This window comes from Candidatus Photodesmus anomalopis, from assembly GCF_000731785.2.
Classification (GTDB): domain Bacteria; phylum Pseudomonadota; class Gammaproteobacteria; order Enterobacterales; family Vibrionaceae; genus Vibrio; species Vibrio anomalopis.
In genome coordinates this window covers 244,012-259,875 of record NZ_JGVJ01000010.1, presented here as the reverse complement: position 1 = coordinate 259,875, position 15,864 = coordinate 244,012, and the positions used below count along the sequence as shown (strand labels likewise).

Sequence of the window (15,864 nt, the reverse complement as noted above, 5' to 3'; positions counted from 1 at the left end):
TGTTTTTTATCGAACTTTTAGCGTAACTAAACCAATTAATACTAGGACAATTGAGACAATCCAAAAACGGACAATAACACGTGGTTCAGGACAACCTTTTAGTTCATAATGATGATGAATGGGTGCCATACGAAAAATACGCTGACCACGTAATTTATATGAACCTACCTGTAAAATCACTGATAATGTTTCCATGACAAAAACTCCACCCATAATAAACAAAAGGAATTCTTGACGAACTAATACTGCAATTGTCCCTAGAGCACCTCCTAATGCTAGTGAACCTACATCACCCATAAATATTTGAGCTGGATAAGTATTAAACCATAAAAAACCAAGACCAGCACCTACAATCGCTGTACATACAATAACTAATTCTGAAGTTTGAGGAATATGAGGAATATGTAAATAATTAGCAAAATTTATATTACCTGTAGCCCAAGATATTGAAGCAAAACCAGCAGATACTAATATAGTTGGCATAATAGCTAAACCATCTAAACCATCAGTTAAATTTACAGCACTACTAGTCCCAATAATTACAAAATAAGCAAGTATAATATACATTAATCCAAGTTGAGGGAGTAATTCCTTAAAAAAAGGTACAACCAGTTGAGTTGCAGGAGTATTTTTACCATGAGTATAAAGAAATAAAGCTAAAATTAAGGCAATTAAAGATTGCCAAAAATATTTCCAACCTGCAATTAAACCGGAGGCATTTTGACTCACTACTTTACGATAGTCATCTATAAAACCAATTGTTCCATAACCTATTAAAACCAATACCACAGACCAAACATAAAGATTTGATAAATCAGTCCAAAGTAAAATAGTGAAAATAATAGAAACTAAAAGCATCACACCACCCATTGTTGGTCTACCACGTTTGTTAAAGTGTGATTCAGGACCATCATTGCGTATAACTTGACCAATTTGCAATAATTTTAAACTTTTAATTAAATGAGGTCCCATCCATAATGAAATACTTAAAGCAGTTAAAATGCTAATAATAGATCTAAATGATAAATATTCAAATAATCGAAAAAATGAAAAATATGGCTTTAGCCACTCAGCCAGCCAAAGAATCATAAATAATACTCCTTTAATGTAATACTTATTTTACTCATACAAGTACTATTTGCTCCTTTAACTAATAAAATATGATTTCGATCGTCATGTTTTATTAGTTTTTTTTGTATGTATTCAATCATATTTTTTCGAGAACTAAAATGTATGCCATGACAAATATCGCTAATAATTTTTGCATCTTTTCCATATGTTAAAACATATTCAAATTTATACTTATTAGCATAATTTGCAATGTTATAGTGCAATTGAAAACTTTCCATTCCTAATTCAGTCATATTTCCTAAAATTAACCAACGATAACCTTTGAAATTATTTAATAATATAATTGAAGCTTTCATCGATGGTACACTGGCATTGTAACTATCATCAATCAATTTTATGTTCTTTGCTAATTCAATAACTTCAGCACGCTTTTTTACTTTAATTAAATTAAGCAAACCATTCTGAATCACAGGAAATTCTATGCCTAACTCCAAAGATAAACAAATTGAAGCAAGTGCATTGGAAACATTATGTTGACCAATAATACCTAGGTAAATTTGTCGAGTGCCTTTTACGGTATGAACTAAAAAGTTAGACTTTCCTTCAATATCAATTAGAATATTAGATGCATATACATCTGCTTTTTCATTATACTGAGAAAAGCTTATTACTCTCTTATCAGTTAATAAAGAATCCCATAATTTACCACCATGGCTATCTAAATTTATTACAGCAACTGCTCCAGATTTTAAACTTTGATAAATTTCCCCTTTGGCATGCTTTATAGCATTAATAGAACCAAAACCTTCCAAATGAGCTTCTGCTACATTATTAACTAAAGCGATATCAGGAGAAACTAAATTTGCACTATACGCTATTTCACCAACATGATTAGCTCCAATCTCAATAACAGCATAATCATCTTGTGGTGTAGACCTCAACAATGTCAAAGGGACACCAATTTCATTATTGAAATTATCAGCTGTATAAAGGATTTTTCCTTTATTCGCTAAGATACTTACCATCATTTCTTTTACAGTGGTTTTTCCACAACTACCAGTAATAGCAATTGTCATAGTTTGACAATTTTTGTGTACCCAAGCTGCTAGCTTTCCTAAAGCAATCCTAGTATTATTGACAATTACTTGTGGTATAAGCACATCATATCGTTTAGTAACTAGCAATGCTTTTGCACCATTATGAATTGCTTGATATAAAAAATCATCACCATGAAATCGCTTTCCTGAAATAGCTACAAAAATTGCATCATTACCTATGCTTCGACTATCTATAGATACATTAGAAATTTGAATATTATCTCCAACAAGTTTTGCATTGAGCAATATGCATAACTGATTTAATGACATGGTAATCATTTAATTCCTAATAGTTTTCTAGCAGATTCACGATCAGAGTAGTAAATCTTACTATTTTTAAAAACCTGATGAGTTTCATGACCTTTTCCTGCAAGAAAAATAATATCCTCTTTGCTAGCAAAGTTCAGTGCGAAAGATATCGCTTTATAACGGTTATGTTCAATATGAACAGCTAATGGATATTCTAAACCTTTCAGAATATCTGTAATAATACTATCTGGAGATTCACTTCGAGGATTATCATCAGTTAAAATAATTTTATCTGCATATTTCTCTGCAACCTTTGCCATCATTGAACGCTTGCTTTTATCGCGTTCTCCAGAACAACCAAAAATCAACCATAACTTACCAGAATAATGCACACGAAGCGCTAACAAAGCTTGTTTTAATCCATCAGGTGTATGAGCGTAATCAACAATAATTTTAGGGTTTCCTTTTGCTTTAAACAATTCCATCCTTCCTATTATTGGAAGTAATTTTGGAGCACTTTCAAGCAACTTCTGTTTATCAAACCCAAGCATTAATAAAGAAGAAAAAGCTAATAGTATATTTTCAGCATTAAACCTTCCAATAAGTGGAACTAAAAGCTCTCCATTGCCATACTTACCTGAAAAAGAAACTTTAATTCCATCTTCAAAATATTGAATTAATTTAGCAAAAATAGAATTTGGAGTAAGAATGGACTTTGAAGAAAGAGAAACTGCTAATGCATTTGGCAACTTAATCAACCAATCAGCTCCAGATTTATCATCAGCATTAATGACTGCCAATTGGCAATCATGCTCAACAAATAAAGAAAATTTTGCTTCTTTATACTCTTGCATAGAAGAATGATAGTCTAAATGATCATGACTTAAATTAGAAAATATACCAATAGCAAACTTTAATGAACGTACTCTTCCTTGTACCAAACCGTGTGAGGAAAGCTCCAATGCAGTATATTCAGTACCATGCTTCTCTAAAGTACTTAATGTCCTTTGAATATCAATAGCATTAGAGGTAGTATTATTAACTTCTTTCAAGTCATTTAAAAAGCCATTTCCTATTGTTCCCATGACAGCTGCACGTTTTCCAAGTAATCCTAACCATTGGGCAATAAGCTGAGAAATTGTTGTTTTTCCATTAGTACCAGTTATACCAATCAGTATATTTGATTTATTATGGTAAAGACGTCCAGCTAATTCTGATAAACATATATTTAATCGTTTAATATATATAATGGGAATCCCAGAAAAATAATTAATTTTTCCATGCATCATAAAATTTGATTGAGCTAAAACAATAGTTGCACCAGCATATATTGCATTAGGGATAAATTTTCTAGCATCTATACAATGTCCAATTAATGCGATAAAAGTATCGCCTTGCATTACTTTTCGGCTATCTAATTCTATACGATGAACGGGTAAATTCCCTATAGCAATATTTGATAGCTTGACCCAAGGGAAAATTAATTGGGAAAGTGTAATACCAGCATTCATAATTCTTCTTCACTATTGGTGTTGAAATTTATTGTTATCAGGAGGAATATTTAAGATCTGTAGTGCACCTTGCATGATCTCTGAAAATACAGGACTAGCTACTATACCACCATAATAATGATCTCCTTGTGGTTCATTAACAATAACAACTAGTGCAACTTTTGGTTCACTAACAGGAGCCACTCCAGCAGTATAAGCAAAGTATTCATCACCATATCCTCCAGGAATCGCTTTGCGAGATGTTCCTGTTTTAGCAGCAACTCGATAACCAGGCACTGCAGCTTTTCTAGCTGTGCCTCCTGAATGAGTAACTTCTTCTAGCATTAATAAAACTTGTTTAGCAATATCACCATCAATTACTTGACGAGAATCTCGCAATTTGCTGCTCTTAATGATGTGTACTGGTTGATATTTTCCATAATTCCCTAAGGTTGCATAAGCATGTGCTAGCTGCAATGGGGTGATACTTAATCCATAACCAAATGCTAATGTTGCAATTTCAAATTGTGTTCGGTGGAGATTTTTATGAAAAATACCCGCTGTTTCTCCAGATAAATTTAAACCGGAAACTTCTCCAAAACCAACTGAACTATAGATATTTAATAATACTTCTAGAGGAATATTTAAAGCCAGCATTGCAATGCCAATATTACTTGATTTTTTTAATATAGTAGTGAGATCTGCTTTACCAACTTTCAATGTATCACGTACATAACTTTTACCGATCCTCATAACACCACTACCAGTATCAATTACAGTATCTTTATTAACTGCACCATTCTTCAATGCTGCTAACATTGCAAATGGTTTTACTGTTGAACCTGGTTCAAATGAATCAGTTATGACACGATTTCTCATCTTAAATGACTGAAGATCAGAACGATTATTTGGATTATAAGAGGGAGCATTAACCATAGCTAATACTTCTCCAGTTTTTATGTCAAGCAAAACAGCTGAACCTGATGTTGCACGAAAATCTGATACAGCTTGCTTGATAGCACGAAATGCTATTGCTTGTAAACGTTGGTCGATAGTTAACTTTAGTGGTTTCCCTTCTTCACGCTCTTCTAAAGAAATATTTTCAATTACTCTCCCATAATGGTCTTTTCGAATGACACGTCTACCTACCTCACCAGTTAACCATTTATTATAACTGTATTCTATCCCTTCTAAACCATAACCATCAATTCCAACGACACCAATAACATGTGCGCTAACTTCACCAGTAGGATAATATCGACGAGATTCAGATTTTAATCCAATACCTACTAGGTTAAGTTTACGAATATAATTAGCTATAACAGGAGTAACTTGACGCTGAATATAAATAAATCGACGATCATGATTTTCTTCAATTTTTTTAATTAATTCTTCTCTTCGTAACTTTAAAACATCAGCTAGTGCATACCAACGTTTTAAATCCTCTAAAGCATTTCCTTTAAAAATTGCTATAGGATCAGCCCAAACAGCTTCAACAGGCACACTTATAGCAAGTGGTTCACCGTTTCTATCTGAAATAATTCCACGAGCAAAATGAAGAGTTTTAGCACGAACAGAACGCATATCTCCTTGATAAATCAGCTGATCAGGTTCTAGAATTTGTATATATCCTATTCTTCCTACTAAAATTATAAAGATCCATAAAATGCATAAGAATATTAAACGAAAACGCCAAGATATCAATAATGACTTCATTTCTTTCAGCTACTTTTGAATAAAGTTACCTTTAACTTTATTATAAAGTGATTACTATTTCTTTCCCTGTGCTAGGACGTTTCATTCCTAACTCTTTTTTTGCTATATCATAGATGCGACTATGATCAGATAAAGCCGTTTCCTCCAAAAGTAAATTTCTCCATTCATTACTTAATTTATCTCGTTCAAGCAGTATTTGATTTTTCTCAGAGATTTCCTGTCTAGAATAATGAGTAATATAAACTACTCCAATTGCATTCAAAAGAACCAATGATAATAAAAATACTGAAGTACGCCCAGCTGTAAATAAATCCTGGAGAATGATTTTAGTTAAATTTTGTTTTAATTTACTCATATATTTACAACCGTTCAGCGATTCGTAATATAGCACTGCGAGAACGAATATTTACCATAACTTCATGCTGAGATGCCTTGATAGGTTTGCCAATTATCTTAAGATTTAAATTACTTAATTTTTTAATTTGATTATCAGTTAGTGGAAGCTGATTAGGTATCCTATCAAAATCACTTTTTTTGCGCATAAAATGCTTAACTATACGATCCTCTAAAGAATGAAAACTAATAACTAGCAACCGTCCTTTAGGAGCTAAAATATCTATAGACTGATTAAGTACAGAATCGATTTCTTCAAGTTCGTTATTAATATATATCCGAAATGCTTGAAATACACGAGTTGCAGGATGCTTTTTAAAATTTTTAGCTACTCCAGAAATAAGCTGAGCTAACTGACTAGTACGGGTTAAAGGTTCTTTCTTTACATCATTTCGGTATCTAATAATTGCCTTTGCAATACGGCAAGCATATCTTTCTTCACCAAATTTTCGAATTACCCATATAATATCATTCAAATTAGCTTTCAATAACCACTCAGAAACTGGGGTACCTGATGTCTGGTCCATACGCATGTCTAAAGGACCATCTCTCATAAAACTAAAACCACGCTCTGAATTATCAAGTTGTGGTGATGAAACCCCAAGATCTAATAAAATGCCATCTACTTGTTTAAGAATATTATAATAACCAGCATAGTTTAACATCTCTGAAAATGGACTATGAATCATTGTAAAACGAGGGTCATCAATTTTTTCCCCTTCTAGTACTGCTTCATAATCACGATCAATACTGTACAATCTCCCATGTTTTCCTAATCGGGAAAGAATAGCACGGCTATGTCCACCACGACCGAATGTAGCATCAATATAGATACCATTAGATTTAATAGCTAATCCATTTATAGATTCATTAAGTAGTACAGAAGTATGTGAAAAAAAATCAGGCATATCATCCTTCAAGATCAAACTGAAAAGCATACATAAAATTGAAAAACCCACCATAACATAGGTTATGATGGGTGATATAGACAGAGTTAGAATATATAAGCCGGGTTCTGTTCCATATTCATGGAGGTAGTCATTCATCTAGGCCAGTGATCACTCAAAGGCTCAAGCGACCTACCCACTTCTCATACGCGAGCAACGCAATGCGGAAGTCTATTTGGTCTTGCTCCAGGTGGAAGTTTACCTAGCTACGAACTGTTACCAGTCGCACGGTACGCTCTTACCGTACCCTTTCACTCTTACCTGTACATATATCCTATAAATCTATAGGAATATAGCCATCGGCGATCTTCTTTCTGCTGCACTTGTCATAAGCTCCTGCTTTCCAGAGATTATCTGGCACCCTGCTCTATGGAGCCCGGACTTTCCTCTTCTTTAGCAATCCCTTGATAATTGAGATGATAAAGCAGCGACTACCAAATTCTAACCCCGAGTCGGGAATTATATAGATAAGAATTTCAAATGTCTACTTTAATCTATAAAGTAGCATATTATTTTATTGTTTAATCGGTACCCCCTACAGTTAGAAAATCTAACTTTAATGTTGGTTGCCCAACACCAACCGGTACATTTTGTCCATCTTTACCACAAACCCCTACACCACAATCTATATTAAGATCATTTCCTATCATAGAAACTTGCTGCATAACTTCAATGCCAGAACCAATTAAACTTGCATCTTTTACTGGAGAGGTAATTTTACCTTCCTCAATTAAGTACGCTTCAGAGGTAGAAAAAACAAACTTACCAGAAGTGATATCAACCTGACCACCAGAAAAATTAGGAGCATAAAGACCTTTATGAACTGTAGAAATAATTTCTTCTGGTGTATGTTTTCCAGGAAGCATATAGGTATTAGTCATACGTGGAATAGGCAAATGTGCATAAGATTCACGTCGACCATTACCAGTTGAACTCATGCCCATTAAATGTGCATTGTGCTTATCTTGCATGTAGTTTTTTAAAATACCATTCTCAATTAACACACTGTATTGACCACTAGTTCCTTCATCATCAATATTTAAGGAACCACGTCTCCCTTTTAAAGTAGCATCATCAACAATTGTACAAAGATTTGATGTTACTTGCTGACCGATTTTCCCAGAGAATACAGAAGAACCTTTTCGATTAAAATCTCCTTCAAGACCATGCCCTATTGCTTCATGTAATAAAACTCCAGGCCAACCAGAACCTAAAACAACAGGCATTAAACCAGCAGGTGCTGAAATAGCTTCTAAATTAATAAGAGCTTGATGAATCGCCTCATCAGCAAATCGATATGCTGTTTTATAACCTATATTTTTATCTAAAAAAAAGTCATAACCTAAACGGCCACCACCACCTGAAGTTCCTCGTTCACGTCGATTCCCCTTTTTTACTAAAACACTAATTGAAAGACGAACTAACGGACGAATATCACCTGCATAAGTTTCATCAGTAGCAAAAACCAATATCTGATCGTACATAGCATTTAAACTGATTGATACTTCTTCAATTAATGATTCTTTAGAGCGAATATAGTAGTCTAACTGTTTAAGAAATTCTATTTTCTGCTTATTTCCCCACGTATTTAATGGATTCAAAGCAAAATAATAATCTTGATTTTCATTACGCTTTAATGACTGCACTTTACCATTTCCCCCTTTTTGAGCAATGCTTCGTGCAGCAAAAGCATTGCTCTTTAATCCATCAAGATTGATTTGATTGGAATAAGCAAAACCTGTTTTTTCTCCTACTATTGCTCGTACACCAACACCACAATCAATATTAAAAGAACCTTCTTTAATAATACTATCTTCTAAAATCAACGACTCTTGGGAATTTAACTGAAAATAAATATCAGCATAATCAATCTGACGAGTAGCGATACTTGACAGAGTACTAAAAATATCTTCTTCTGTTAAATCCGCTGGTTTTAATAACATATCCTTTATATGATTTATAGTCATTGTCCTGCTCTCAATTTTATTACTCAATTGATTTTTAATAATTGTATTTTGACTTAATTTTAGTATGAGTAAGTTTTTTTACTTCTAAGTCACCCAATGGTCCTTTTATTGAATAGTTAACTTGAGTTAATGCATCTAGTACAGGAGTTATTGCTGCTGTAATAGCAAAAACATATATTGTAGTGTGATATGACATAATCAAAGCACTTAAAAATGGTACTCCAGAAATGATATCAGGCACAAAATTTATTTCTGCATCAAGAACTTGTCTAATCAAGTCAGCTGAGCCATTAATAGTGATTTTCCCAGAAATTCCATTTATTATGGTATCATTAGTAACAAAAATTCCTTTTTTAATTTCACCAGTCCCTTTAATAGAATTAAAAGATATTCCTTTAGAAAAAAAATCCGAAAAATCTAACTTTATCTTGCGAATAATTGAGTCTAAATTAAATAATCCTAATAAACGCACACGTGAAGAGTTACTTACCTTTAAAAGGATACCTTTTCCTAATGCGCTGTTTACTTTCCCTTCAAGACTATCTAATTTTACTGACCAAGGAGAACCATCCCATCTTAGCAAGCTAGATAATTGAAGTGGGGCTTCCTGAATACGTGAAGTAATACCAAAACGCTCCATTAACTCGCTGTTATTTTTACTAGTCATTACCAAACTAAGATCAACATGACTACGAGTATTATCTAATGTCCAAGCACCGTTAATATGTATTTCGTTTCCATCGCTAATAAAAGAATTTTTTTTAAATTTTAACTTTTCTCTATCTCGCTTTATATTAATATTAACTTTTCCTACTTTATAACCTTGTAGCCAAAAATCAGTAATAGTGAGTGTTAAATTTGGCATTACTTTATGAAAAATACGGTTAAATGATTTAGTGGAATAAGAATCTGGTTTTTTTTCAATTGACCAAAGATTATTTTTGATAGTCTTACTAAACTTAGGGGAATATAAGTATAGTCTTTCTAATGAAATAGATAATTTAGATAACTCAATATAATTAGCTTTACCTTGAAATTCTTGACTAATAAAATCAAAATACCAATCTAAATTTTTACGATGAATAAAAAAATTAACATCATTCCATTGAATATTAGCTAAAGTTAATTCTGATGCATTTATCCTAATTTTTTCTGGAATTGGAATAATTAACTTATTAGGTTTTTTGAAAAAAGGTTCTTGATTAAAATATGCATAATAGAAAGCAATCCATTCATCTAAGTTAAATTGATTAGTCTGAATTTGAGCATAATGTCCATCCACTATAGGAATATCAATAACCTCACAAGCATCAGAACTAATAACAAAGTTACTTTTTCTAAATAATAATTTCTCAGAAATAATATCAACTTCAGCTTGATACCGAACTTTTGGTAGTCCAAACTCTGCATTAAAGGATTTATGATCACCAATAATTTGTAAATAAAACTTTCCCTCTTGTTTAAAATCCTTATGAAATGGATATGGATATTCACTTTTAATCATTTTTAAATCAGCGAAACCATCAATTTTATACATAAAGCCAAATTCATTTAATTGAACGTTTACATCCATTTTCCATTGAGTATAGCCAGATAAAAATCTTGTCCAATGTTTACCAACATAGGGAGATAAAAATTTAATATCATTATTTCCTAACAGATCAATTTCAAGTTCATAACCTGAATCAATATTTTTTACAACTAAATCTAATTCTACTGGTTGACTAAATAATTTTGTAGTAATTCCCTTAGCTTTAACAAGACCATTATTAAATTCAATTTGACCATAAACTGATTCTAATGCTAAAGACAAAGAATCTATTTTAACATTGTTATTATTAAGATCTACATAACCTATTGTTTTTAATTCACTATCCATATTTAAAGGGATATTGATTTGAACATTACAATGTACTTCTCCAGTCAAATGAATAGCACTTAATAACGTACCAACTGAATCAATCAATGGAGAAACAAGTATATAATCTCGAAAAGCATCGCCTTCCGCTACTACACTAACTTTCATCTCAATATAACTAGTTACACCTAGAAAAGGAATATGACCAGTAATACGATTAACTTTTACATCTAATGAATTAGCTTCATAAGATTCAAAATACATAGAATCATTTTCAAATAACAAATTTACTTGCATATTTGTCAATGGGGGCCAATCAGTATCAAAAGCAAACTGAGCTTTTTTAAGTCCAATCCAAGCTTGAAATATGCCATTATTTTTACTGTATGGAAAACCAGCTAATTTCCCATACCAAAGCAATTTAGCAGCATTTGCTTCACCTGCCTGAATAGAACTAGAAAGATAATTAGTTAAATTTTCTCCCAATAATGCCTTTGGTAAATAACGCCAAGTTTGGCTTGCATTATATAAATTAGCTTCCGCATAAAAAGATAGGAACGGACTTTGATTTTCTGGAAAATCTAAATGAAATGTACCTAATACTTGCAAATCAGGTGTGATTACTATGATATTATCAGACCATAAAGACCAACTATTTGCATTATTCTGCCAAATAAGATCAATTTTGCTTTCTTGAATATTTAATGCTGCTTGAAGAAGTTTATCATAAGGCAGTATTTCATCAATTAGTGTAATTGATATTTTTGCTTGTTGAATATTTCCAAATACTGAACCAGAAACATGATGAATCTCTGGAAAAAAATTCCACTGTTCCATTGAAACATTAGAAAATCCAGCAGAATAATGCAAGGAATCCCATGTTTTTTCCATAGAAACTCTTACATCTTTTAATAATCCTTTTAATCTAATCTGATTAAAAAATTGAATATTCTTATAAAAATTAGGTGCTAATTTCATAACAGAAAAAAACGTTTCCATATCAATTTGAACAATGTTAAAAAACCATTTTTCAGGTTGCCAATTTAATACCATATCAAGTTTTGGCCAAGTAATGTCATTTATTTGAACATTAACTAAATGGATATTTGTTATCCAATTATTCTGAAATGAAGATAATCTAAATCTGCCTGATTCTAGTAATAAAGAGTGTTTTGATTGGTCTTTCCAAATTAATTTTGATGGTTTTAGTTTTACATAAACATCTATAGTTTGATTATGAGAAATACTTAACCAACTATTAAAGCTAACTTCTCCTTTGTCAATTTCACTTGTAAAATATGAATTTAACCATGGAGTGACTGCAATATTATCAGCAGAGATGTATAACTCTCCAGAAAGATCATTAAATGAATTATTATCAATAAAATGACCTCTTATAAAAAGTGAATTTGAAGTGCTATCATCAATACTAATTAACCCTTCTACTCGATGGTCTTTTTTGTTACTTTGCCAGCGAAACTTTTCGATGTTAATATGGTTACTTTGACCATTTCTTGAATTGTAATGAATACTGGAGTTTAGAAAAGAGAAATTATTTAACTGTCTCAGGAGAAGACTATCAAAATTAGCAATAATAGTTCTAAGAAAGTCTAAGTTTTCCTTTTCTGAAGAAAAGTGTAAACCTATTTCTTTTATAAAATGGAATGGATTAATGCTTTTGAAATCCAATTGAAATTCATTGATAGTAAGGTTAGAAATAACCGGTTGCAATTGAATAATTGACTGAATCAGATCAAGTTTAATTTCAAGTTTTTTAGCAGAAAAAAAAACATTACAACTTTCAGAAGATTTAGGATGTAATCCTTCTAGAGAAATATAAATATGACCATTACGAAAAAATCCATTCATTTCAGATACTTGAAAATTAACACAGCTTGCTTGACTAAGCCAAGTTTCAAAATCTTCTTGAAAAAATTCAATTCGAAATAAAGTAATACGTAATATGGTTATTATTATTGCTAAAAAGATAGATGATATAGCTACTAGAAATAAAAAAAAACGAGATATCCGAATAAGATTTAGATTCACAAAACTTCCATTATATTACAACAACGTTAAAATGCTCTCGAAAATAGAGCGGTTCAATTTGAATAAATACTTGCTTTCCGATAATGGCTTGTAATTGGTATAATTCATGCGATTTATCAAATTGTAATATCCTTGCAACCTCAGGTGATGCATGTACAAAAAATTTTTCTTCTTTAACAGAATCTTTTTTACTCAAATACAAAATTTCACGAAGAATTTCAAAATATACTGTTTCAGATGTTTTTATAGTTCCCTTTCCTTTGCATGAATAGCAGCTATCACAAAGAACATTTTCAAGACTCTCTCGTGTACGTTTTCGAGTTATTTCCAATAAACCAAATCGAGTAAAACTACCAACAGTTGCTTGTACGCAATTTTTAGTTAACTCTGTTTTCAATGATGCAATTACACATTCACGATCTTTATCAGACATCATATCAATGAAATCGATAATAATAATTCCACCTAGGTTACGCAAGCGCAATTGATGTACTATCTCTTTAGTTGCCTCAATATTAATATTTAAAATTGTATCTTCAAATTTATTCATACCTACAAAAGTACCAGTGTTAATATCGATTGTTATCATTGACTTAGTCTGCTCAATGAGTAAATAACCGCCAGATTTAAATGTAACTTTAGGTTTTAAAGAACATTGAATTTGATTTTCAATATTATAAATATCGAATATAGGATCACTTCCTGAATAAAATTTAACTTTATTAGCAAGTTCTGGAATATAGTTCAAAGCAAACTTTTTGATTTTCTTATACTCCGAATACGAATCAACTAAGATTTTAGCAAAATTGTTAATAGTTCCAAAATCACGAAGAATGCTCTGAGTTAAGCCTAGTTCACTATAAAGCACTATACAAGTACTGCTTCTATTTTTTCTTTCTAAAACTTTCGACCAAATATTCTTTAAAAAAACGGCATCTTGAACAAGTTTAGTTTTATCAATACCTTCAGCAGCACTTCGGATAATAAAACTGAAATTTTTATCGCAATAATTAGAAATAATTTTTTTTAAACGATTGCGTTCATACTGGTTTGAAATATTTTTGGAAATACCAATATTGATAGAACCAAAAACAAAAATTAAATACTTTGAAGGAATAATAATTTTGGTAGTTAAACGAACCCTTTTTATATCTAATGATTCTTTTAAAACTTGAACAATAATATCTTGCCCTTGATGAATAATGTCAGAAATACTATTTACTTGAAATTTCTTGGTTTTCCTGTTTTTTGAATAAACAGAAATATCGGATAAATGCAAAAATGCAGGTTTATCTAAACCTAAATTAACAAAAGCCGATTGCATACTAGGTAATACTCGAATGACTTTACCTTTATAAATATTACCAACAATCCCATGATTAACTTTACGATCTATACGTATCTCTTGAAGGACTCTATTTTTAACTATAGCTAAACGAGTTTCACTCATAGTAACATTTAGAACCAACTCCATGCTCATTAGCAAATACCTTAAAAATAAGAAGATAGCCCAAGGATAAAGAAAACCAACTAGTAATTGATGATTGGAGTTGGTTCTCTGTACAATAGTTTTTCTCTACATTATCTAATTATTAATAATAACTATTTACCTTAAACACCAATGACGACGAATTCGGCGCATCAATAGAAATACCCAAGGCCAAAGTAAACAATTAAGAAAAGCACTCAATAAAAAGAGAGGATTAAAAGTAGTATCCTGAACTACATATTCTCCAAGAAAAATAAAAACTTCTAAAACCATTGACAATAACGCTATTAAAACTGCTTGTTGCCATAAAGCTGAATTACGTAGTATTAAAAAATTGAAAGCTATAATATAAACAACTATCGACATCATCATACCGCGTATCCCAAGAGTTGAACCCAACAACAAATCCCAAATTAAACCAAGTATTAATGCAGTGCCTACATTTACCCGATGTGGCAACGATAATACCCAATAGGAGATCACTAAAAAAATCCAAGAAGGCCTTAAAAAAACAAGATTGCCTGGCCATGGAATAGTTTGTAAAACCAATGCAATAAAAAAAGAAATATTAATTACTAAATAACTCTTTACAAAATCTTTTATCATAGTTAAAAATATCTCGTTTTTCTAAAAATCCAATCTTATCGAGATCCTCACATTTGATGTGCAGGCCAAAGTAATAACAAATACCTTAATCGTTCAAAATCTACAACTGGATTAGCACGAACTACCACAAACTTTTTTTGAGTATGATGTTCAACTTTATTCACATAGGCCACAGGATAACCTTGTGGGTAAACACCACCTAAACCTGATGTGACCAATAAATCACCTTCTTGAATATCAGTAGTAATAGAGATATGTTCTAACTGCATCCAATCCCAATTACCAGTGCCAGAAGCAATTGCTCGAACACCATTACGTATAGCTTGCACTGGAATAGCACTGTTATTATCAGTCAATAGCAAAACCCGGCTATTATATGCATTAACAGAAGCTACTTGACCAACGATACCATCTTCGCTAATTACTGGTTGACCTTCATACACACCATCATGATGCCCCTTATTAATAAGAATTTGACGACGATAAGATGTAGTATCAGCTGCCATTACCTCAGTAACAATTTTCTTTTCATCATGCAATAATGAAAACTCAAGAAGTTTACGTAAATTTTTATTTTCTTTTTTGTATTCATTTAAAAGCATTAAATCGCTTTTAAGAAGCAGAAGCTCCATCTTCAAAGTACGATTAGAATCGATTAATGATTTCTTTGTATTAAAGTTTTCATCAAAAAAAACAAAAACAAACCTAGGCATATCAGCTATATACTGTAATGGAATAATTAAACTATTTAAGAAATATCGAACTGTATAAAAAGCACTAGAATGACTATCTGCAAACATCAAACTAGCTGATAAAATAACAGATAAAAATAAACGAAATTGAATTGAAGGTCCTTTGTCAAATATAGGTTTCATTCTATTTAAATATCCAAATGTTGCTTTTTATTTTTAATCTTAAGAATATAGCCTACT

11 protein-coding genes and 1 other RNA gene are annotated in these 15,864 nt (G+C 31.5%); all 12 read right to left on the bottom strand.

Annotated elements, in window-relative coordinates:
* Positions 1-6 precede the first annotated feature (6 nt).
* Positions 7-1,089, bottom strand: coding sequence for a phospho-N-acetylmuramoyl-pentapeptide-transferase (gene mraY / locus CF66_RS01780; protein ID WP_034411355.1), 1,083 nt, complete (start codon positions 1,087-1,089; stop codon positions 7-9).
* Positions 1,086-2,447: a UDP-N-acetylmuramoyl-tripeptide--D-alanyl-D-alanine ligase gene (locus CF66_RS01775; protein ID WP_016503524.1), complete on the bottom strand. Its 1,362-nt coding sequence runs from the start codon at positions 2,445-2,447 to the stop codon at positions 1,086-1,088. Before CF66_RS01775 ends, mraY begins: the two co-directional genes overlap by 4 nt.
* Positions 2,444-3,928: a UDP-N-acetylmuramoyl-L-alanyl-D-glutamate--2,6-diaminopimelate ligase gene (murE, locus tag CF66_RS01770; RefSeq protein ID WP_016503525.1), complete on the bottom strand. Its 1,485-nt coding sequence runs from the start codon at positions 3,926-3,928 to the stop codon at positions 2,444-2,446. Before murE ends, CF66_RS01775 begins: the two co-directional genes overlap by 4 nt.
* 12 nt (positions 3,929-3,940) lie before the next feature.
* On the bottom strand, positions 3,941-5,623 hold the full coding sequence (locus tag CF66_RS01765) for a penicillin-binding transpeptidase domain-containing protein (RefSeq protein WP_051348136.1): 1,683 nt from the start codon (positions 5,621-5,623) through the stop codon (positions 3,941-3,943).
* Positions 5,624-5,663: 40 nt separating this feature from the next.
* On the bottom strand, positions 5,664-5,978 hold the full coding sequence (ftsL, locus tag CF66_RS01760; protein ID WP_016503527.1) for a cell division protein FtsL: 315 nt from the start codon (positions 5,976-5,978) through the stop codon (positions 5,664-5,666).
* Between the two features lie 4 nt (positions 5,979-5,982).
* Positions 5,983-6,924: a 16S rRNA (cytosine(1402)-N(4))-methyltransferase RsmH gene (gene rsmH / locus CF66_RS01755; protein WP_016503528.1), complete on the bottom strand. Its 942-nt coding sequence runs from the start codon at positions 6,922-6,924 to the stop codon at positions 5,983-5,985.
* 80 nt (positions 6,925-7,004) lie between these two features.
* Positions 7,005-7,410: RNase P RNA component class A (gene rnpB / locus CF66_RS01750), an RNA gene on the bottom strand.
* A 74-nt stretch (positions 7,411-7,484) separates the two neighbouring features.
* Complete coding sequence (gene tldD, locus CF66_RS01745; protein WP_016503529.1) at positions 7,485-8,930, bottom strand: metalloprotease TldD; 1,446 nt, start codon at positions 8,928-8,930, stop codon at positions 7,485-7,487.
* 34 nt (positions 8,931-8,964) lie between these two features.
* Complete coding sequence (locus tag CF66_RS01740) at positions 8,965-12,837, bottom strand: YhdP family protein (protein ID WP_081846843.1); 3,873 nt, start codon at positions 12,835-12,837, stop codon at positions 8,965-8,967.
* Positions 12,838-12,847: 10 nt separating this feature from the next.
* Positions 12,848-14,317, bottom strand: coding sequence for a ribonuclease G (gene rng, locus CF66_RS01735; RefSeq protein WP_034411351.1), 1,470 nt, complete (start codon positions 14,315-14,317; stop codon positions 12,848-12,850).
* A 126-nt stretch (positions 14,318-14,443) separates the two neighbouring features.
* Positions 14,444-14,932 carry a rod shape-determining protein MreD gene (mreD, locus tag CF66_RS01730; protein WP_034411349.1) on the bottom strand — a complete coding sequence of 163 codons (489 nt, stop codon included), beginning with the start codon at positions 14,930-14,932 and terminating at the stop codon, positions 14,444-14,446.
* A 47-nt stretch (positions 14,933-14,979) separates the two neighbouring features.
* Positions 14,980-15,807 carry a rod shape-determining protein MreC gene (gene mreC, locus CF66_RS01725; protein WP_016503533.1) on the bottom strand — a complete coding sequence of 276 codons (828 nt, stop codon included), beginning with the start codon at positions 15,805-15,807 and terminating at the stop codon, positions 14,980-14,982.
* Positions 15,808-15,864 lie beyond the last annotated feature (57 nt).

Bases quoted from the DNA above. Each gene is read 5' to 3' on its own strand.
- rsmH (WP_016503528.1), bottom strand. From the start codon at position 6,924: ATGCCTGATTTTTTTTCACATACTTCTGTACTACTTAATGAATCTATA.
- rng (WP_034411351.1), bottom strand. From the start codon at position 14,317: ATGAGCATGGAGTTGGTTCTAAATGTTACTATGAGTGAAACTCGTTTA.
- CF66_RS01775 (WP_016503524.1), bottom strand. From the start codon at position 2,447: ATGATTACCATGTCATTAAATCAGTTATGCATATTGCTCAATGCAAAA.
- murE (WP_016503525.1), bottom strand. From the start codon at position 3,928: ATGAATGCTGGTATTACACTTTCCCAATTAATTTTCCCTTGGGTCAAG.
- tldD (WP_016503529.1), bottom strand. From the start codon at position 8,930: ATGACTATAAATCATATAAAGGATATGTTATTAAAACCAGCGGATTTA.
- CF66_RS01765 (WP_051348136.1), bottom strand. From the start codon at position 5,623: ATGAAGTCATTATTGATATCTTGGCGTTTTCGTTTAATATTCTTATGC.
- mreC (WP_016503533.1), bottom strand. From the start codon at position 15,807: ATGAAACCTATATTTGACAAAGGACCTTCAATTCAATTTCGTTTATTT.
- mreD (WP_034411349.1), bottom strand. From the start codon at position 14,932: ATGATAAAAGATTTTGTAAAGAGTTATTTAGTAATTAATATTTCTTTT.
- mraY (WP_034411355.1), bottom strand. From the start codon at position 1,089: ATGATTCTTTGGCTGGCTGAGTGGCTAAAGCCATATTTTTCATTTTTT.
- ftsL (WP_016503527.1), bottom strand. From the start codon at position 5,978: ATGAGTAAATTAAAACAAAATTTAACTAAAATCATTCTCCAGGATTTA.